Origin of the sequence: Streptomyces sp. NPDC058335 (assembly GCF_042723915.1) — a bacterium.
Taxonomy (GTDB): Bacteria; Actinomycetota; Actinomycetes; order Streptomycetales; family Streptomycetaceae; genus Streptomyces.
The window spans coordinates 168,428-186,937 of the sequence record NZ_JBHXHX010000007.1 but is presented as its reverse complement, the minus strand read 5'-3'; the positions used below and the strand labels follow the sequence as shown (position 1 = coordinate 186,937).

Below are 18,510 nucleotides of genomic sequence, written 5' to 3'. Positions count from 1 at the left end.
CCCACCCCTTCAGCGGCCGCGCGCTTCCGGTCACCCCAGAAGCGCCCCGAACTTCTCCCGGTATGCGGCCAGTTGCTTCTCGTACCCGGCGATGAAGGCGATCTGTTCACCGGACCCCATCGTGGTTGCGGGCAACTCCGCCTGAAGGAAGTCCGGTATCTCGTGGAACACCTCGACGGCCGCCTTCCAGCGGTCCCCTCCCTGGCGCCTCGCGAGCTGGAAGTTCCTCATCAGGGACCCCAGGCCGGCGGCCAGGAGCTTGGTGGGCACCTTCTTCCCGCGGAACGCGTCCCCTTCGGGCGGCTGTCCCTCGGACGTGGCGAGGCGGTGCATCACCCACAGAGCGGCGCGCAACTGCCCGGCCGCGAAATGCCCGTTCGGTGTCTCGGTCGGCATGCTGCATCCGTACCCGCCGTTCCGGTGTGTTACGGATCCGGTCCATGGAACGTGAGTACAACTATCGGCCGGGTGTGCGAGTCAACGTGGCATGACTCACAGGACTTTCAGACGGACGAGAGGTCTCGTCGCCACCACCCTCGGCGCCGGCATCCTCATCACCGGCGTGGCCGCCGCGACGCCCGCCGCGGCCGCCACCCCGACGGTCAGCTGTACGTCGGCCAAGGCCGGTCTCGCCGCCAAGCTGAAGAAGGACATCACCGCGGCGCTCGCGACCCGCAAGGGCACCGTGGCCGTCGGTCTCTACGACCGGAGCACCAGCACCACCTGCACGCTGCGCGCCTCCACCGCCTACGACTCGGCCAGCGTCGTCAAGGTCACCGTCCTCTCCGCGCTGCTGTGGGACGCCCAGAAGCACCGCAGGGCGCTGACCACGCGGGAGAAGTCCCTCGCCACGGCGATGATCACCAAGTCGGACAACGCCTCCACCTCCACCCTGTGGAAGCAGCTCGGCGTGACGAAGATCAGGGCCTTCCTCACGGCGGCCAAGATGACGCAGACCAAGCCGGGCGCAAACGGTTACTGGGGGCTGACCCAGATCACCGTCACCGACCAGCAGAAACTGCTCAAGCTCCTCACGGCCAAGAACGCCGTCCTCACCGACACCTCACGCGCCTACGTCAACAAGCTGATGGCGGGGGTCGTCTCCTCGCAGCGCTGGGGCACCCCGTACGGGCGGCCCGCAGGGGTCAGCTGGCACGTCAAGAACGGCTGGCTGTCGCGCGCCACCCACGGCTGGCGGGTGCACAGCGTCGGCACGTTCAAGGGCGGCGGGCACGACTACGCCATCACCGTCCTCACCCACGGCAACAGCACGATGAGCTACGGCGTCAACACCATCCAGGGCGTCGCCAAGGTCATCCACCGAGACCTCGCCGCGTCCTGAGGGGGCAGGGACCGGGGATCCTTAACGGCGTGTCCCACCGGCCGTCACCCGCCCGCCCCACGGTGACACCCGCCCGCTCTACCGTGACCCCCATGCGCCTGCGAACCGTACTCGCCACCTTCACCGCCGGCCTGGTGGCGGCCACCTGCCTGGCCGCCGCCGGACCCGCGAACGCCCAGCAGGACAGAGCGGACAAGGCGGACGGCGCGAACAGCGCCTGTTCCCCCTCGGTCTCCCTCGACCGCTTCTCCGACGCGCTCGACAAGACGACGTACGACGGCACCTTCGTCGGCAACTTCTCCGCGCTCGCCGAAGACCGGGACGGTTCCCTCGCGGCCGTCTCCGACCGCTCCTCCCTGTTCCGCCTCGACCCGCGGACCCTGCGGCCTACCGGGGTCGTCGCCCTCGCCGACGAGAACGGCGCCGCGCTGGACTCCGAGGGCCTGGTCGTGGACCGGGACGGCACTCTCCTGGTCACCTCCGAGACCGAGCCGTCCGTACGCCGCTACAGCCCGTCCGGCGCGATCCTCGGCCGTCTCCCCGTCCCGGACCCCCTACGGGTCGCCCCGGCCGGCCGCGCGGTCCCCAACGGCACCTTCGAGGGCCTGACCCTGCTGCCCGGCGGCCGTACCCTGCTCGCGTCGATGGAGTACGCCCTGTCCGGCGACTCGGCCGGCACGGTCCGTTTCCAGACCTGGACGCGGCGGGGCGGCGCCTTCGTGCTCGGCGCCCAGTACGCCTACCGGGCCGACGCCGGGCTCGGCGTCCCCGAGGTCCAGGCGACCCCGGACGGCCGCCTCCTCGTCCTGGAGCGCGGCTTCACCGCGGGCGTCGGCAACACGGTCCGCCTCTACCTCGCCGACCCGCGCCGGGCCACGGACACCAGCGGCGTCGAGAACCTGACGGGCCAGGACGGCGTACGCCCGGTCGGCAAGACCCTCCTCGCCGACCTCGTGACCTGCCCGTCACTGGGAGCGACGGCGAAGCAGCCCCAGCCGAACCCGCTCCTCGACAACATCGAGGGCATGGTGATCACGGGCCGGAGCAAGGGCGCGCTGAAGATCCTGCTGGTCAGCGACGACAACCAGAACGCGGTGCAGACGACCCGGTTCTACTTCCTGCGCATACGCGTCTGACCCACCTGATCCACCGCCCCCGATTTGTTGCGGAGGGATGAAATCCGGTTCATGTCACGTTGGTGCCTTCTGGAAGATCAGGTCTAACGGGAGGCACCGGCGTGGCTGCGCAACGGGGATGGGCACGGCGACTGGCGAGCTACGCGTGGCGCCATCCGACGGACGTCGTCCTCGCCCTCGGCTCCTCCCTCGGCGGCATGGCCGTCATGGCGCTGGCCCCGCTGATCACCAAGGTGATCATCGACGACGTGGTCGTCGGCCACACCCGTGACATGGCCCCCTGGGCGGGCGCCCTGATCGGCGCGGCCCTGATCGTCTACGTCCTCACCTACGTCCGCCGCTACTACGGCGGCCGTCTCGCCCTCGACGTCCAGCACGACCTGCGGACCGAGATGTACGGGACGATCACCCGGCTCGACGGCCGCCGGCAGGACGAGCTGTCCACCGGTCAGGTCGTCGGCCGGGCCACCAGCGACCTCCAGCTCATCCAGGGCCTGCTCTTCATGCTCCCGATGACCATCGGGAACATCCTGCTCTTCCTGATCTCCCTGGGGATCATGGCCTGGCTGTCGCCGCCGCTCACCCTGGTCGCGCTGGCCGTGGCCCCCGCCCTGTGGGTGATCGCGAAGCGCAGCCGCAGCAAGCTGCACCCCGCCACCTGGTACGCCCAGGCGCAGGCCGCCGCCGTCGCGGGTGTGGTCGACGGCGCCGTCAGCGGCGTACGCGTGGTGAAGGGGTTCGGGCAGGAGGACCAGGAGACCGGAAAGCTGCGCGCGGTCGGCCGCCGCCTCTTCGCGGGCCGGCTGCGCACGATCCGCTTCAACTCGCGGTACACCCCGGCCCTCCAGTCGGTCCCCGCGCTCGGCCAGGTCGCGATGCTCGCGCTGGGTGGCTGGCTCGCCGTGCACGGGCACATCACCCTCGGCACCTTCGTCGCCTTCTCCACCTACCTGGCGCAGCTCGTCGGCCCGGTCCGCATGCTCGCCATGGTCCTCACGGTCGCCCAGCAGGCCCGAGCCGGCACCGAACGCGTCCTGGAGCTGATCGACACCGAGCCGTCGATCAAGGACGGCACCAAGGAACTGCCGGCCGACGCGCCCGCGTCCGTCGAGTTCGACGACGTCTCCTTCGGTTACGAAGGCGCCTCCGGAAAGTACAGCCCGGTCCTCGACGGGCTGAGCTTCGAGATCCGCCCCGGCGAGACCCTCGCCGTCGTCGGCTCCTCCGGCTCCGGCAAGTCCACGGTCTCCCTCCTGCTGCCCCGCTTCTACGACGTCACCCGCGGCGCCGTCCTCATCGGCGGCCACGACGTGCGCGAGCTGACCCAGGACTCGCTGCGGGCCGCGATCGGCCTGGTTCCGGAGGACTCCTTCCTTTTCTCCGACACGGTCCGCAGCAACATCGCGTACGGCCGTCCCGACGCCACCGACGAGGAGATCGAGGCCGCCGCCCGCGTGGCCCAGGCCGACCGGTTCATCGCCGAGCTGCCCGAGGGGTACGCCACCAAGGTCGGCGAGCACGGCCTCACCCTCTCCGGCGGCCAGCGCCAGCGGGTGGCCCTCGCCCGCGCGATCCTCACCGACCCGCGGCTGCTGGTCCTCGACGACGCCACCTCGGCCGTGGACGCGCGCGTCGAGCACGAGATCCACGAGGCCCTCAAGCAGGTCATGGAGGGCCGCACCACCCTCCTCATCGCGCACCGCCGCTCCACCCTCAACCTCGCCGACCGCATCGCCGTCCTCGACGCCGGCCGGCTCGCCGACCTCGGCACCCACGAGGAACTCCAGGAGCGCTCGGCCCTGTACCGCCGCCTGCTCACCGACCCGGACGAGCTGGGCGGCGTCTCGCCCGGCCACACCCGCCCCGAGGAGCCCTGCGAGGACACCTCCGTACGCGATGAGCTGGACGCCGAGTTCGACGCCGAGCGCGGGGTCACGCCACGGCTGTGGACCGGCGACCGCGAGCCGAAGGACACCGCCCTCGCCGGTACGCCCGCCACGCCCGAGCTGCTCGCGCAGGTGGAGGCGCTGCCCCCGGCGACCGACGTCCCGGACGTCGACGAGGCTCGGGCGGTCGCCGCCGAGGAGTCCTACGGCCTGCGCCGGCTGCTGCGCGGCTTCGGGGCGCCGCTGCTGATCAGCCTCGGCCTCGTCGCCGTGGACGCCGGCATGGGCCTGCTGCTGCCGGTGATGATCCGGCACGGCATCGACGACGGCGTCACCCGGATGGCCGTCGGCGCCGTGTGGACCGCGTCCCTGCTCGCGCTGCTCGCCGTCGCCGTCCAGTGGGTGGCGCAGACCGGCGAGATCCGGATGACCGGCCGTACCGGCGAGCGGGTCCTGTACGCGCTGCGTCTGAAGATCTTCGCGCAGCTCCAGCGGCTCGGCCTCGACTACTACGAGCGGGAGCTGACCGGCCGGATCATGACGCGGATGACGACGGACGTCGACGCCCTGTCGACGTTCCTCCAGACCGGCCTGGTCACCGCGTTCGTCTCGGTCGTCACCTTCTTCGGCATCATGGCCGCCCTGCTGGTGCTCGACGTGCAGCTGGCCCTGGTCGTCTTCGCCACCCTGCCGCCGCTGATCATCGCCACCTTCTTCTTCCGCCGGGCCAGCGTGAAGGCGTACGAACTCGCCCGTGAGCGGGTGTCGGCGGTCAACGCCGACCTCCAGGAGTCGGTGGCCGGACTGCGGATCGTGCAGGCCTTCCGGCGCGAGCGGGACGGCGGGGAGCGGTTCGCGGAGCACAGCGACAGCTACCGGCAGGCCCGCATCCGCGGCCAGTGGCTGATCTCGATCTACTTCCCCTTCGTCCAGCTGCTGTCCTCGGCCGCCGCCGCGGCCGTCCTGGTCGCGGGCGCGGGCCGGGTGGACGACGCGACGCTGACGACCGGCGCGCTGGTCGCGTACCTGCTGTACATCGACCTGTTCTTCGCACCCGTCCAGCAGCTCTCCCAGGTCTTCGACGGCTACCAGCAGGCCACGGTCTCGCTGGGCCGCATCCAGGAACTCCTCCAGGAACCCACCTCCACGAAGACCGCCGCCGAACCCCTCGACGTCCCCTCGCTGCGCGGCGAGATCACCTTCGAGGACGTGCACTTCACCTACGGCGAGGACGAAGAGGCCCTCACCGGCATCGAGTTGAGCATCCCGGCCGGCCAGACCGTCGCGTTCGTCGGCGAGACCGGCGCGGGCAAGTCGACCCTGGTGAAGCTGGTGGCCCGGTTCTACGACCCCACCGGCGGCCGGGTGCTGGTCGACGGCACGGATCTGCGCACCCTCGACCTCACGTCGTACCGCCACCGGCTGGGCGTCGTCCCGCAGGAGGCGTACCTCTTCCCCGGCACCGTCCGCGACGCCATCGCCTACGGCCGTCCCGACGCCAGCGACGCCGAGGTGGAGGCGGCGGCGCGGGCGGTCGGCGCGCACGAGATGATCGCCACGCTGGACGGCGGCTATCTCCACGAGGTCGCCGAGCGCGGCCGTAACCTCTCCGCCGGGCAGCGCCAGCTGATCGCGCTGGCCCGCGCCGAACTGGTCGACCCCGACGTCCTGCTCCTCGACGAGGCGACGGCCGCCCTGGACCTGGCCACGGAGGCCCTGGTCAACCAGGCCACCGACCGCATCGCGGGCCGCCGTACCACCCTGGTGGTCGCCCACCGGCTGACCACCGCGGCCCGCGCGGACCGGGTCGTCGTCATGGACCGCGGCCGGGTCGCCGAGGACGGCACGCACGACGAACTGCTCGCCCGCGGCGGGCGCTACGCCGAGCTGTGGCGGGCGTTCGTCGGGGCGGCCGAGCCGGAGGAGCCGGTCGGCGCGTCCCGCTGACGGTCGTCGCAACCATCCGACACATGCCGTGCGTCCGTACAGCTGTACTGCCATTCGTACGGCCATGCGTACGGCACATGGGGGAGGGGTCGAAGACCGTGGACAGTGGTGCGATACGCCGACGGCTGGGGGTGGGGCTGGCCGTGCTGACCGCGTCCGTACTGCTCGCGGTGGCGGCACCGGGCAGCGCCCAGGCCGCCCCCTCCTCCTGCACGGGCCGCCAGGTGCGGATGCTGCCCTTCTCCACCGGCTCCGTCTTCGTGTACAAGAACGGCGGCCGGGTGTGCGCCGTGACCGTTCAGAAGCACCCCGGCACGAAGCGTGTGGTGTCGGTCAGCGTGCAGGCGCGCGGCCATGTGGCCGTGCGCAAGTCGCGCAAGCACGTCCGCAGTTCGCTGCCGGTGGAGGTCTACGCCGGCCACCGCTGCGTGCGGGTGTCGGGCTCGGTGGGGAGCGGGAAGTACACCTCCGGCTGGATCCTGTGCTGACCCGCCCCGGCTGACGTGCTCCAACGGCACTGATCGGCCGGACATTTGGCCCCAATTGCCAACCTCCTCTGGTGTCACGGGTGTTGCTCCGATAGCTTCCGGCGCACATCTGTCTCACAGGGAGGGTGCACGCGCATGCGCAAGGCGCTCAGATGGCTGCTGGCGTTCACCGTGCTCATCGGCACGCTGACCACGGCCGGAGCGGCCACCGCCGCCCAGCCGGAAGCCACGGACATCAAAGACCGGCTCCTCTCCGTTCCCGGCATGAGCCTGGTCCAGGAGAAGCCGTACCCCGGCTACCGCTACTTCGTCCTGAACTACACCCAGCCGGTGGACCACCGGCACCCCTCCAAGGGCACGTTCGAGCAGCGGATCACCGTGCTGCACAAGGACGTCAGCCGCCCGACGGTCTTCTACACCGGCGGCTACAACGTCTCCACCAACCCCAGCCGCCGCGAGCCCACCCAGATCGTCGACGGCAACCAGGTCTCCATGGAGTACCGCTTCTTCACGCCGTCCCGTCCCGACCCCGCCGACTGGTCCAAGCTGGACATCTGGCAGGCCGCGAGCGACCAGCACCGCATCTTCACGGCACTGAAGGCGGTCTACCCCGAGAACTGGATCTCCACGGGCGGCTCCAAGGGCGGCATGACGGCCACCTACTACGAGCGTTTCTACCCGCGTGACATGGACGGCGTCGTCGCCTACGTCGCCCCCAACGACGTGGTGAACAACGAGGATTCGGCCTACGACCGCTTCTTCGCCACCGTCGGCACCAAGGAGTGCCGCGACCGCCTGAACGCCGTGCAGCGCGAGGCGCTGGTGCGCCGCGAGCCGCTGGAGAAGAAGTACGAGGCGTACGCCGCCGAGAACGGTTACACCTTCACCACCGTCGGCAGCCTGGACCGCGCCTACGAGGCCGTCGTCCTCGACTACGTCTGGGGCTTCTGGCAGTACAGCCTGGTGTCCGACTGCGACTCGATCCCCGCCGACGCGAAGAACGCGACCGACGACGAGATCTGGACCTCGATCGACACGATCTCCGGGTTCTCCTTCTACACCGACCAGGGCCTGTCCCCGTACACCCCGTACTACTACCAGGCGGGCACCCAGCTCGGCGCGCCCACCATCCACTTCCCGCACATCGAGAAGAAGTACGTCCGCTACGGCTACCAGCCCCCGCGCAACTTCGTCCCCCGGGACATCTCCATGAAGTTCCAGCCGTGGGCGATGCGTGACGTCGACACCTGGGTGAAGCACAACGCCCGCCACATGCTGTTCGTCTACGGCCAGAACGACCCGTGGGGCGCCGAGCCGTTCCGCCTCGGCAAGGGCGCCAAGGACTCCTACGTCTTCACCGCGCCCGGCCTGAACCACGGTGCCAACGTCGCCGGCCTCGTCGCCGACGAGAAGGCCCTCGCCACGGCCCGCATCCTGGACTGGGCGGGCGTCGCCCCGGCCGCCGTCCAGGAGAACGCCGCCGTGGCGAAGCCGCTGGCGAAGTTCGACGCGAAGCTGGACGTCCGGGACGTGGAGCGCGAGCCCGCGCTGCGCCCGTAACCCCCGCTCACCCCGCCCACGACGGCCGGCCGGCTCGCTGCCGGCCGGCCGTCGTGCCGTGTGGTCCGGGCACGGCCTCAGTAGGTGAGGCCGTGCCCGATCGGGTACAGCACGCTCGCCGGATCGTCCGGGTGCTGCACCGGCACGGGCAGTCTGCCCTGCGGCTCCACGACACCCGCGATCACCCGGGCGGCGGCCCGCAGTTCGACGTCGGTCCATGAGTAGGACGCCAGGTACGCCTTGACGGACGGCAGCTGGGCCACGTCGTACGGATTGCGGACCGCCACCGCGACCACCGGCCGGCCCGTCGCCAGCAGTTGCTCGACGAGGGTCTTCTGCGGGCTCGTCGCGGTGACGTTGTACGTCCCCACCACCACCGCGTCCGCCTCGCCCGCCGCCGTCACCGCACGGGCGATCGTCGCCGCGGACGGGGCCGTACCCGTGGACAGGGCCGTCGCCGTGAACCCCAGCCCGGTGAGCGCGGCGGCCAGGACCCCGGTGGGCGGACCCGTGGTACCCGAGGGGGAGGCCGGGTCGGCGCCCACCACCAGCAGCCGCCGGTGCGTCCGCGGGGACAGCGGCAGCAGGGCGCCCTCGTTGACCAGCAGGGTCGTCGTCCGCTCGGCGATCCGGTCGGCCGTCGCGAGGTGCGCCTTCGTGCCGACCGTCCGCCCGACCCGGTCCCGGCTGACGTACGGGTCGGCGAGCAGCCCCAGCCGGTCCTTCAGCCGCAGGATCCGCAGGACCGACTCCTCCAGCCGCGCCTCCGTCAGCTCACCCTCCCGCACGGCCCGCAGTACGGCGTTCCAGGCGATGTCCAGCTTCGGCGGGTTGAGGAGCTGATCGACGCCCGCCTTCAGCGCGAGCACCGGCACCCGGTCGTCGCCGTACTTCGTCCGCACGCCCGCCATGTCGAGCGCGTCGGTGACCACCACCCCGTCGTAGCCGAGGCGTTCGCGCAGCAGGCCGGTGACGACGGTCCGGGACAGGGTGGCCGGGTCACCGGAGTCGTCGAGGGCCGGGACCAGGATGTGCGCGGTCATGATCGAGTCGACGCCGGCCGCGATCGCCGCCCGGAACGGCACCGCGTCCAGCTCCTCCCACACCTCGCGCGTGTGCGTGATGACGGGGAAGCCGTAATGGCTGTCGACGGCCGTGTCGCCGTGACCGGGGAAGTGCTTGGCGGTCGCCGCCACCCCGGCCGCCCGGTAGCCGCGGATCTCCGCCGCGGCCAGCTCCGCCACCGCCTGCGGGTCCGCGCCGAACGAGCGGACGCCGATGACCGGGTTGGCCGGGTTGACGTTCACGTCGGCGACGGGGGAGTAGTCCTGCCGGACGCCCATCGCCCGCAGCTCCCCGCCCGCGACCCGGCCGAGGGTACGGGCGTCGGCCCGGGACCCCCCGGCGCCGATCGCCATCGCGCCCGGGAACAGTGTGGCCGGCTCGCCGACGCGCGCGACGATGCCGTGCTCCTGGTCGGTGGAGACCAGCACCGGCAGCCCGCGCGGCTGTCCGAGCGAGGCCCGCTGGAGCCCGTTGGAGAGGTCGGCGATCTGGAGCGGGTCGCGGGTGTTGTGCGCCCACGTGAAGTAGATGATCCCGCCCACCCGGTAACGGGCGATCAGCTCGGCGGCCGTACGCACACCGAGTTCGGCGAGGTTCGCGTCGACGTCGGCCTGTTCGGGGGCGGTCGCCGAATGGCCGTAGACCCGCGTGACGAAGACCTGGCCCACCTTCTCTTCCAGCGTCATGCGTGAGATCAGCGCCCGCAGGCGGCGGTCGGTGTCGGCGTGGGCGGTGCCGCCGAGGGTGAACGCGGTGGCGAGGGCGGTGGTGAGGCCGGCACCGGCGGCGAGGACGGTACGTCTGGAGGGCACGTGCGCTCCTTCCGGAGGAGTTCCGGGGGTGATCGAGTGATCCAGTGGTCCAGTGATCCGCTGAAGGAAACTTCCGTCGCGACAGCAGTAATCGGGAAGTTTCCGCCAGTCAAGGGAACGCGCACGGTACCGGGGGAGGGGCCGCCATCGGCGCAATGGAGGGGGGCGCGCCGATGACGGCAGGCTGCCGGCCGCGGTGCGGCGGAGAGGGTGGGTCAGCGATCGCAGCCAGCAGCGAGGGCCGACACCGCACCGAGGTGACTCGTCCGACAGCTGCGGCTTGGACGAGCGGGGGGCGAGGGGGGTTCCCCTCGCCCTCGAATTGACGCAAGTGGGGGTGGACGGGGGCCGTGGGGCGGTTGGGTGGGGGCAGGGCGCGCCCGACGCCGGAGACGCGTCTCGGCACAGTCCCCTCTCTAGGCCTCCCGCGTCCACGGCCGCAGCTTCTCCGGGTTGCGGATCACCCAGATCCGGCTGACGCGCCCGTCGGAGACGTCGAACGCGGCCACGGTCATGACGACGCCCGCCCGCTGGGCCACCAGGCCCGCCACACCGTTGACCGACCGCTCCAGGAGTTCGAGCCCAGGAGCCCGGTCGGCGATGGCGACCATGTACGCGGCGATGCGCGCGCCGCCCTCGACCGGGCGCAGGACGGTGCCGACCATGCCGCCGCCGTCGGCGGTCATCACAGCCGCCGGGTCGAGGAGACCGACGAGGGCCGCGATGTCCTTGCTCTCCCACGCTTCCTTGACGTGCCTCACCACCTCGGCCCGGCCGGTCGCCGTCACCGGAGCGCCCGCGGGGCTCACCCGCCGCCGCGCGGAGGCCGCCAGCTGCTTGCAGGCCGCGGGGGTCCGGCCGAGCACGTCGGCGATCTCGGCGAACGGGTACCGGAAGACGTCGTGCAGGACGAACGCCACCCGCTCGGCGGGCGTCATCGACTCCAGGACGACGAGGAAGGCCATGGCCACCGACTCGTCCAGGACGATCTGGTCGGCGGGGTCCGCGAGGCTGGTGGATCCGGTGGGGCGGGCGCCGCGCGCTCGGTCCCACTCGGTGCGGTCGGGCAGGGGCTCCGGCAGCCACGCGCCGACATAGCGTTCACGGCGGACCCGCGCCGAGCCGAGCAGGTCCAGACAGATGCGGCCGGTCACCGTCGTCAGCCAGGCGCCGGGGGACCGGATCTCGTCCCGCCGGCTCCGGGGCAGCCCGTACCAGCGTGCGTAGGCGTCCTGTACGGCGTCCTCGGCCTCGGTCACCGAACCGAGCAACCGGTAGGCGACATTGATCAGTTGGCGTCGCTCGCCGGCTGTCTCGTCCGTGCCGCCCCCGACAGTCCCCATGCTTACGGCCGCCCCCCGCCTTACCTTTCGCAGCCCCGCGTCGTCGGGCTGGTGAGACCTTATCGATCTGCTGCCCGAGGGCGGAAAAGGGGACTGCGACATGGCCACTCAGGTGACGGCGACGGCGACGGCGAACACACAGCGCGGCTCCTCGTTCCTGCGGATCGCGATCGCCCTGCAGACCCTGACCATCTTTCTCCAGGCGGTCTCCGCCGGACTCCTGCTCACCTCCTCCTACGGCGCGACGCTGCACGATGTCGGCGCCCGTGTGATGTACGGGGCGTCGATGCTGTACCTGCTGGCGGCCGTGCTGGCCTGGAAGCCGGGCGGCGGCTCACCCCGGCCCGTCTGGCACGCGTCAGGTTTCCTCGTCCTCGCCTCGGTCCAGGTCGTGCTCGGCATCGCGCACGTCCCGTCGGTCCACCTCCCCCTCGGTGTCCTGATGTTCGGCCTGAGCGTGCTGGCGCTGGCCCGACGCTGAGGTCCGAACGGGGATCCGCCGGGTCCGGCTCTCGCGGTGGATCGTCGCCACCCCCGGCCAGTGCTCCCGTAGTACCCGTACCGTTTCCGCGATGGCCGGGCGGCGGGCCGCGCCCGTGCGCCAGAGGGCGTACAGGCGGCGTACCGGCATCGGGTCGAGGGGTACCTCGACGACGCCCGGCGGGAGGGGGCCCCGGCCGAGGCGGGGGATGAGGGCGACGCCGAGGCCTGCGGCCACCAGGGCGACGAGGGTCGGGTTCTCCTCGGCCTGGTGGACGAGGTCCGGCTCGTGCCCGGCCGCGCGCAGGGTGCGGGCCAGCAGGGGAACTGCGCGACCAGCCCCCACGCACCCGCACCCAGCACCCGCACCCAGCACCCGCACCCACGCACCCGGCCCCCCAACCCCGCACCGCGCATGCGCGAACCCGCCCACCGGGTGGACACCCCGTCCACCAGATGGACCCCCCTACCCCCCGCCAACCCCCGGAGGGATCATGCGGGGCATGCCCCTTGTCGACATTCCCGGTTCCAAGTCCCTCACCGCCCGCGCCCTGTTCCTCGCCGCGGCCGCCGACGGGGTCACCACCCTCCGACGGCCCCTGAGGTCCGACGACACCGAGGGATTCGCCGAGGGGCTCGTCCGGCTCGGATACCGCGTCGGCCGTACCCCGGACGCCTGGCAGGTCGACGGACGCCCGCAGGGCCCCGCGGTCCGCGAGGCCGACGTGTACTGCCGTGACGGCGCCACCACCGCCCGCTTCCTGCCCGCCCTGGCCGCCGCCGGCCACGGCACCTACCGTTTCGACGCCTCCCCCCAGATGCGCCGCAGGCCCCTGCTGCCGCTGACCCGGGCCCTGCGCGACCTCGGCGTGGACCTGCGGCACGAGGAGGCGGAGGGCCACCACCCGCTGACCGTCGCGGCGGCGGGCGTGGAGGGCGGGGACGTCGTCCTGGACGCCGGCCAGTCCTCCCAGTACCTGACGGCCCTCCTCCTGCTCGGCCCGCTGACCCGCACCGGCCTGCGCATCACGGTCACCGACCTGGTCTCGGCGCCGTACGTGGAGATCACGCTCGCGATGATGCGGGCGTTCGGCGTGGAGGTGGGCCGCGAGGGCGACACCTACGTCGTCCCGCCGGGCGGCTACCGGGCGACGACGTACGCGATCGAGCCCGACGCCTCCACCGCCAGCTACTTCTTCGCGGCGGCCGCGGTCACGCCCGGCGCCGAGGTGACCGTGCCGGGCCTCGGCGAGGGCGCGCTCCAGGGCGACCTGGGTTTCGTGGACGTACTGCGCAGGATGGGCGCGCGGGTGACGGTCGAGGCGGACCGTACGACCGTGCGCGGCACCGGCGGACTCCGGGGCCTCACCGTGAACATGCGGGACGTCTCCGACACCATGCCGACCCTCGCCGCGATCGCCCCGTACGCCTCCGGCCCGGTCCGCATCGAGGACGTCGCCAACACGCGCGTGAAGGAGTGCGACCGCCTGGAGGCGTGCGCGCGGAACCTCCGCCGGCTGGGCGTGGACGTGGCGACGGGCCCCGACTGGATCGAGATCCGCCCCGGCGCCGCCCCCAAGGGCGCCGAGATCACGACGTACGGCGACCACCGCATCGTCATGTCCTTCGCGGTGACCGGCCTGCGCACGCCCGGAATATCGTTCGACGACCCCGGCTGCGTCCGCAAGACTTTCCCCGGTTTCCACGAGGCGTTCGCGGAGTTGCGGAAGGACATCGTCGGGTGAGTTTCACCATGGAGGGGCCGGTCCTCGAGGGCGCGCTGGTACGCCTGGAGCCGCTGGAGCACCGGCACGCGGCCGACCTGGCGGAGGCGGCGGAGGAGCACCGGGGGACGTACGCGTACACGTGGGTGCCGAGGAAGGACGAGGTCGGCGACTACATCGACGCCCAACTCGCCCGCGCCGCCACCGGCATGCTCGCCCCCTACGCGCAGGTGTCCCTGGCCACCGGCCGGGCGATCGGCGCCACCGCCTACTGGGAGCCGCGCTCCTGGCGGTCCGACGACACGCTCGACGCCGTCGAGGTCGGCTTCACCTGGCTGGCGCGTTCGGCCCAGGGCACGGGCATCAACGCCGAGGCCAAACTGCTGCTCTTCCGGCACGCCTTCGAGGTGTGGGGCGTGTCCCGCGTGGACCTGAAGACGGACGCCCGCAACAGCCGCTCCCGCGCGGCCATCGCGAGCGTGGGCGCCAGTCTGGAGGGCGTCCTGCGCAACTGGTCCCGCTCCTGGGCCCCGGGCGAGGAGGGCTGCCTCCGCGACTCCGCGATCTTCTCGATCACGGCGGACGAATGGCCCGAGCGGCGCGAACGGCTGGAGAAGCGGGTGGCGGGCTACCTGTCCCGCACGACCTGACGCCCACGCGGTCCCCCACGGGCTGCGGCGACTACGGCCGCACTCCGAGACAACTCCTCCCGCACCGCCGCCAGCACCGGATCGCCCTCCGCCCCGGCCCGTACGGCGACGAAGACGTTGCGCGACGGCGGCTCGCCCTCGGCCGGGCGCAGGGCGAGGGCGCGGTGGGCGTACAGGGAGCGGACCAGGCGGGGCACCAGGGCGACCCCCTGGCCCGCCTCGACCAGACCGGCCAGCGCGGCCCAGTCGTTGACGGCGTGCCGGATCTCCGGGGTGAAACCGGCCGCCGCGCACACGGAGCGGGTCACCGCCCCGCAGCAGCTCGAACCGCTGCCGACGATCCACGGGTCCAGGGCCAGCTCCCGCAACGGCACCTCGGCCCGGCCCGCGAGCGGATGCTCGGACGGCAGGGCGACGTCCAGGACGTCGGTGAGCAGGTCCGTCCGGCTGTAGCGGGGGTCGGTGTGCGGGGGCGCCGCCGCGAAGTCGACGGCCACGGCAAGGTCGACCTGCCCGCCGTCGAGGGCGGTGAACAGGTCCGGCGGCTCGGCCTCCACGACGTCCACGCGCAGCCGAGGGAGGCGTGCGCGCAGCGCCCGCAGCGCGGTGGGCAGCAGCCCCAGGATGCCGCTGGAGAAACAGCCGACGGTCACCGATCCCCGCCCGCCCTCCCCATACGCCGCGAGGTCGGCGCGGGCCCGCTCCAACTGGGCGGCGATGACGTCGGCGTGCGCGAGCAGCACCCGGGCCTGCCCGGTGAGGCGTACGCCCCTGCCGTCGCGTTCGGTGAGGGGGACGCCCAGGTCACGGGCGAGGGCGGCGAGCTGCTGGGAGACGGCGGACGGCGTCAGATGCAGGGCCTCGGCGGTCCGCGCGAGGCTGCCGCGACGCTGGAGTTCACGCAGGACGGTGAGCCGGCGAAGGTCGATGGTAAAGGCAGGGCTTAACGGTTCCACGCCAAAAGATTAACTGGACCTGGTACCCGACTCCCGAAATGATCGAAAACATGACCACGACCACGACCACGACCACGACAACGACCACGCCCGGCGCCTTCCTCATCCTTCACGGCTGGCAGAACCACCGCCCCGCCGGCCACTGGCAGCACTGGCTCGCCGACCGCCTGAGCGAGCGCGGCCACGCCGTCACCTACCCCCAACTGCCCGACCCCGACGACCCCGCGCTGGAGGTGTGGCTCGGGGAACTCTCCCGCCACCTCGATGCCCTCGACGCCCGGCGCGAGCGGGTGGTGATCGCGCACAGCCTCTCCGTCGTGCTCTGGCTGCACGCCGCCGCCCGCGGCCTGCCCGGCCCGGACACCGTCGACCGGGTCCTGCTGGTGGCACCCCCGTCCGGCCCGGTCCTCGCCGGCTACCCCGAGGTCGCGGAGTTCGTCCTCCCCTCCCTCGACGGCCTGACCCTGCCCTCCCCGACCCGCCTGGTCGCGGGCGACGACGACCCGTACTGCCCGGAAGGCGTCCAGTCCGCGTACGGCACCCCCCTTGGGCTGAAGGCCGAACTCCTTCCCGGAGCAGCCCACTTGGACCTGGACGCGGGCTACGGCTCCTGGCCGTCGGCACTCGAGTGGTGCGAGACGGGCGACGCGGGCTTCACGGCCCGCCCGGGGCAGCGGCCGTAGAACCGCCGCCCTCCACGGCCCCCACGGACGGGGACCCGGCCCCGGCGTCAGGGTGTGACTCCGGGTCCCCCGCCCCGCCCCGCAGCTCCGGAGTCGTGGCAGCCACAGCCGTCACCGCCAACAGGCACATCACACCGCCCGTGACGAGGGCGGTGGCGCCCGAGGACCAGCCGGCGGCGAGGCCTCCGCGCAGGTTGCCGAGATGCGGGCCGGCCTGCCCGACGATCGCCTCGGCCGCCGTGACCCGGCCCAGTAGTGCGTCGGGGGTACGGGTCTGGACGATGGTCGTACGGGACAGGACGGCCACCGCGTCCGCCGCACCGGCCAGGACGAGCGCCCCGATCCCCGCCCAGGCGCTGGTCGTCAGGCCGAACACGGCGAGGGACACACCCCACAGGGCGGACGCGCACAGCATGACGGGCCCCGGCCGCGCCAGCCGGGTCACCGGCCCGGAGAACGCGGTCGCGGTGACACCGCCCACGGCGAGGGCGGACAGGAACAGGCCCAGCGTGCGCGGATCCCCGCCGAAGCGCTCCTCGTTGACCAGGGGGAAGAGGCTGACCGGCATCGCCAGCACGGTCGCGGCCAGGTCGGTCAGCAGGGCGCCGCGGACGACCCGGTGGCCGGTGAGGAACCGCAGCCCGTCCAGGACGCCGTTCAGTCCGGGCCGGGACTTCTCGCCCTCGGGCGGCAGCGGGGGCAGGCCGAAGGCGCCGTAGAAGGCCAGCCCGAAGGTGAGGGCGTCCAGGAGGTAGCAGACGCCGATGCCCCACCAGCCGAGCACCAGGCCGGCGACGGCCGGGCCGATCAGCATCATCGACTGACCGGTCGCCTGGTTCAGGGCGAGCCCCGCGGCCACCTGGTCCTTGGGCAGCAGCCGGGGCACGAACACGCCGGCCGCGGGACCCCCGACCGCCCCGAAGGAGGCCTGCGCCGCGACCAGCGCGAGGACGAGCGGCACGGGCACGCCCCCGGTGAAGCCCTGCACGGCGAGCAACAGCGAGCAGACCGCCTGGCCGACGGTGGCGAGAAGGTAGACGCGGCGCCGGTCGGCCCGGTCGACCCAGGCACCGGCGAACAGCCCGACCCCGACCATCGGCAGCGCCTGCGCCAGCCCGACCGCGCCGCTCCACACCGAGCTGTGGGTCATGTCCCACACCTGGTACATGACGGTGACCATGGTCATGAAGCCACCGAGCGTGGACACGGTGCGCCCGATCAGCAGCCGCCGGTAGACAGGAGAGGTACGAAGGGGGCGAACATCGAGAAAGGTCCGGCCGAGACTCATGAGGCCGGAGGAACGAGGGGCTGCGCGACGGCTCGATACACGGCGCGGAGGCTAACCCGCACCCACGCTGACCCGCCAGTCAATTAGTGGCCGCCTCCATCAGGGAGCGCCTCCATCAGGGAGCGCCCCCTTCACGCCGACTCGTTGAGCAGCCTCCCCAGGTGCTCCCGCCCGGCCCCCAGCAGCCCGGCCAACGGCTCGGCGTCGTCGTACCACCGCTTCTCGTACTCCCAGCACAGCCAGCCGTCCCACCCGTGCCGGGAGAGGACCTCCACGCACTCGGCGATCGGCAGCACCCCGGCGCCCAGTGCGACCGGCGTGGTGTCCTCGGCCGAGGCGATGTCCTTGACCTGCACATATCCGAGATACGGCGAGAGCGCGGCGTAACTGTCCTGCGGCTGCTCGCCGCCCAGCCAGGTGTGCATCACGTCCCACAGCGCACCCACCTGCCGGTGCCCGACCAGCCCGAGGACACGCGTCGCGGCGGCGCCGGTCCGGTGGGAGTCGTGGGTCTCCAGCAGGATGCGTACGCCGAGGTCGGCGCCGTACTCGGCGGCGGTCCCCAGCCGCCGGGCCGCGACGGCGTCCGCCTCGGCCGGTTCCTGCCCGTCGGCACCGCCGGGGAACACCCGAACGTACGGCGCGCCGAGATCGCGGGCGAGTTCGACGAGTGCGCGGATCTCACCGAGCACGACCTCGTCGTCCCCCGGCGCGGCCACGCGCGCGTACCCCGCGACCCCGAGCACCTCGACCCCGGCCGCCTTGAACTCGGCGGCCACATCGGCACGTTCGTCCGAGCCGAGGCCGGGATGCACCGGCTCCTCGGGATGGGCGCGCAGCTCGACACCGTGGTACCCGTGCGTGGTCGCGAGCCGCAGCACGCCGGAGATCGGAAGACCGGGAACACCAAGGGTGGAGAAGGCCAGCTTCATACCTTCGGACCCTACTAGCCACCCGCCCACCCGACGACTGCACAACCAGTTACCCCACACCCCGAACCCCACCGACGAGGCGCCCCCACATCCCGCACCCGAACCACGACGAGGGGGGCGGGAGACAACGCACCGGGAGCGGGCCGTGGCGGTGCGTCGAAAGCCCGTCGCGTAGCCCGTCTCTGCCCCGTCGAACCATGAAAGGGACGGCAGTACGC

At 72.4% G+C, this 18,510-nt stretch carries 15 protein-coding genes and 1 pseudogene; 9 read left to right on the top strand and 7 right to left on the bottom strand.

Annotated features, from left to right (window positions below; translation table 11 throughout):
* Positions 1-30: 30 nt before the first annotated feature.
* Entirely contained in the window at positions 31-396 is a 366-nt protein-coding gene (locus ACFWJX_RS15635) for a hypothetical protein (protein ID WP_383242382.1), read from the bottom strand.
* Between the two features lie 91 nt (positions 397-487).
* Between ACFWJX_RS15635 and ACFWJX_RS15630 the strand changes: the two genes are divergently transcribed.
* The 5 genes from ACFWJX_RS15630 to ACFWJX_RS15610 all read left to right on the top strand — a co-directional run bounded on the left by ACFWJX_RS15630 (position 488) and on the right by ACFWJX_RS15610 (position 8,359).
* Complete coding sequence (locus tag ACFWJX_RS15630; protein WP_383242380.1) at positions 488-1,342, top strand: serine hydrolase; 855 nt, start codon at positions 488-490, stop codon at positions 1,340-1,342.
* 92 nt (positions 1,343-1,434) lie between these two features.
* The gene (locus tag ACFWJX_RS15625) at positions 1,435-2,478 is read left to right on the top strand and encodes an esterase-like activity of phytase family protein (protein WP_383242377.1); all 1,044 of its coding nucleotides are present in this window, start codon (positions 1,435-1,437) and stop codon (positions 2,476-2,478) included.
* Positions 2,479-2,579: 101 nt separating this feature from the next.
* The gene (locus ACFWJX_RS15620; protein WP_383242374.1) at positions 2,580-6,311 is read left to right on the top strand and encodes an ABC transporter ATP-binding protein; all 3,732 of its coding nucleotides are present in this window, start codon (positions 2,580-2,582) and stop codon (positions 6,309-6,311) included.
* Positions 6,312-6,409: 98 nt separating this feature from the next.
* The gene (locus tag ACFWJX_RS15615; RefSeq protein ID WP_383242371.1) at positions 6,410-6,799 is read left to right on the top strand and encodes a hypothetical protein; all 390 of its coding nucleotides are present in this window, start codon (positions 6,410-6,412) and stop codon (positions 6,797-6,799) included.
* Positions 6,800-6,934: 135 nt separating this feature from the next.
* A complete protein-coding gene (locus ACFWJX_RS15610) occupies positions 6,935-8,359 on the top strand; it encodes a S28 family serine protease (protein WP_383242368.1) in 1,425 nt (474 codons plus the stop codon).
* 77 nt (positions 8,360-8,436) lie between these two features.
* On the opposite strand, the gene ACFWJX_RS15605 is transcribed toward ACFWJX_RS15610, so the two are convergent.
* Both ACFWJX_RS15605 and sigJ read right to left on the bottom strand, forming a co-directional pair.
* Positions 8,437-10,236 carry a glycoside hydrolase family 3 protein gene (locus ACFWJX_RS15605; protein ID WP_383242365.1) on the bottom strand — a complete coding sequence of 600 codons (1,800 nt, stop codon included), beginning with the start codon at positions 10,234-10,236 and terminating at the stop codon, positions 8,437-8,439.
* Positions 10,237-10,652: 416 nt separating this feature from the next.
* On the bottom strand, positions 10,653-11,579 hold the full coding sequence (sigJ, locus tag ACFWJX_RS15600) for an RNA polymerase sigma factor SigJ (RefSeq protein WP_383242361.1): 927 nt from the start codon (positions 11,577-11,579) through the stop codon (positions 10,653-10,655).
* Between the two features lie 100 nt (positions 11,580-11,679).
* Here sigJ and ACFWJX_RS15595 point away from each other — a divergent pair, with 100 nt between their 5' ends.
* Positions 11,680-12,060 (top strand): hypothetical protein, encoded by a 381-nt coding sequence (locus ACFWJX_RS15595; RefSeq protein WP_383242358.1) that lies wholly within the window; start codon positions 11,680-11,682, stop codon positions 12,058-12,060.
* Between the two features lie 45 nt (positions 12,061-12,105).
* On the opposite strand, the pseudogene ACFWJX_RS15590 reads toward ACFWJX_RS15595, so the two are convergent.
* A pseudogene (locus ACFWJX_RS15590) lies at positions 12,106-12,378 on the bottom strand (LysR substrate-binding domain-containing protein); the annotation flags it as partial.
* A gap of 184 nt (positions 12,379-12,562) precedes the next feature.
* Here ACFWJX_RS15590 and aroA point away from each other — a divergent pair.
* Positions 12,563-13,804 carry a 3-phosphoshikimate 1-carboxyvinyltransferase gene (gene aroA, locus ACFWJX_RS15585; RefSeq protein ID WP_383242355.1) on the top strand — a complete coding sequence of 414 codons (1,242 nt, stop codon included), beginning with the start codon at positions 12,563-12,565 and terminating at the stop codon, positions 13,802-13,804.
* On the top strand, positions 13,801-14,433 hold the full coding sequence (locus ACFWJX_RS15580; protein ID WP_383242352.1) for a GNAT family N-acetyltransferase: 633 nt from the start codon (positions 13,801-13,803) through the stop codon (positions 14,431-14,433). Before aroA ends, ACFWJX_RS15580 begins: the two co-directional genes overlap by 4 nt.
* Here ACFWJX_RS15580 and ACFWJX_RS15575 read toward each other — a convergent pair.
* Positions 14,412-15,389: a LysR family transcriptional regulator gene (locus ACFWJX_RS15575; RefSeq protein ID WP_383242350.1), complete on the bottom strand. Its 978-nt coding sequence runs from the start codon at positions 15,387-15,389 to the stop codon at positions 14,412-14,414. The genes ACFWJX_RS15580 and ACFWJX_RS15575 overlap by 22 nt on opposite strands.
* A 50-nt stretch (positions 15,390-15,439) precedes the next feature.
* Here ACFWJX_RS15575 and ACFWJX_RS15570 point away from each other — a divergent pair, with 50 nt between their 5' ends.
* Positions 15,440-16,072, top strand: a complete 633-nt coding sequence (locus tag ACFWJX_RS15570) for an RBBP9/YdeN family alpha/beta hydrolase (protein WP_383242347.1) — start codon at positions 15,440-15,442, stop codon at positions 16,070-16,072.
* On the opposite strand, the gene ACFWJX_RS15565 is transcribed toward ACFWJX_RS15570, so the two are convergent.
* Together ACFWJX_RS15565 and ACFWJX_RS15560 are read right to left on the bottom strand one after the other, a co-directional pair.
* Complete coding sequence (locus tag ACFWJX_RS15565) at positions 16,044-17,360, bottom strand: MFS transporter (RefSeq protein WP_383242344.1); 1,317 nt, start codon at positions 17,358-17,360, stop codon at positions 16,044-16,046. The two genes, ACFWJX_RS15570 and ACFWJX_RS15565, sit on opposite strands and share 29 nt — an antisense overlap.
* 131 nt (positions 17,361-17,491) lie before the next feature.
* A complete protein-coding gene (locus ACFWJX_RS15560; RefSeq protein WP_383242342.1) occupies positions 17,492-18,292 on the bottom strand; it encodes a sugar phosphate isomerase/epimerase family protein in 801 nt (266 codons plus the stop codon).
* Positions 18,293-18,510: the final 218 nt, after the last annotated feature.

Excerpts from the sequence above, each read along its gene's own strand:
- ACFWJX_RS15635 (WP_383242382.1), bottom strand. The coding sequence starts at position 396 with ATGCCGACCGAGACACCGAACGGGCATTTCGCGGCCGGGCAGTTGCGC.
- ACFWJX_RS15630 (WP_383242380.1), top strand. The coding sequence starts at position 488 with ATGACTCACAGGACTTTCAGACGGACGAGAGGTCTCGTCGCCACCACC.
- ACFWJX_RS15625 (WP_383242377.1), top strand. The coding sequence starts at position 1,435 with ATGCGCCTGCGAACCGTACTCGCCACCTTCACCGCCGGCCTGGTGGCG.
- ACFWJX_RS15610 (WP_383242368.1), top strand. The coding sequence starts at position 6,935 with ATGCGCAAGGCGCTCAGATGGCTGCTGGCGTTCACCGTGCTCATCGGC.
- sigJ (WP_383242361.1), bottom strand. The coding sequence starts at position 11,579 with ATGGGGACTGTCGGGGGCGGCACGGACGAGACAGCCGGCGAGCGACGC.
- ACFWJX_RS15595 (WP_383242358.1), top strand. The coding sequence starts at position 11,680 with ATGGCCACTCAGGTGACGGCGACGGCGACGGCGAACACACAGCGCGGC.
- aroA (WP_383242355.1), top strand. The coding sequence starts at position 12,563 with ATGCCCCTTGTCGACATTCCCGGTTCCAAGTCCCTCACCGCCCGCGCC.
- ACFWJX_RS15570 (WP_383242347.1), top strand. The coding sequence starts at position 15,440 with ATGACCACGACCACGACCACGACCACGACAACGACCACGCCCGGCGCC.
- ACFWJX_RS15565 (WP_383242344.1), bottom strand. The coding sequence starts at position 17,360 with ATGAGTCTCGGCCGGACCTTTCTCGATGTTCGCCCCCTTCGTACCTCT.
- ACFWJX_RS15560 (WP_383242342.1), bottom strand. The coding sequence starts at position 18,292 with ATGAAGCTGGCCTTCTCCACCCTTGGTGTTCCCGGTCTTCCGATCTCC.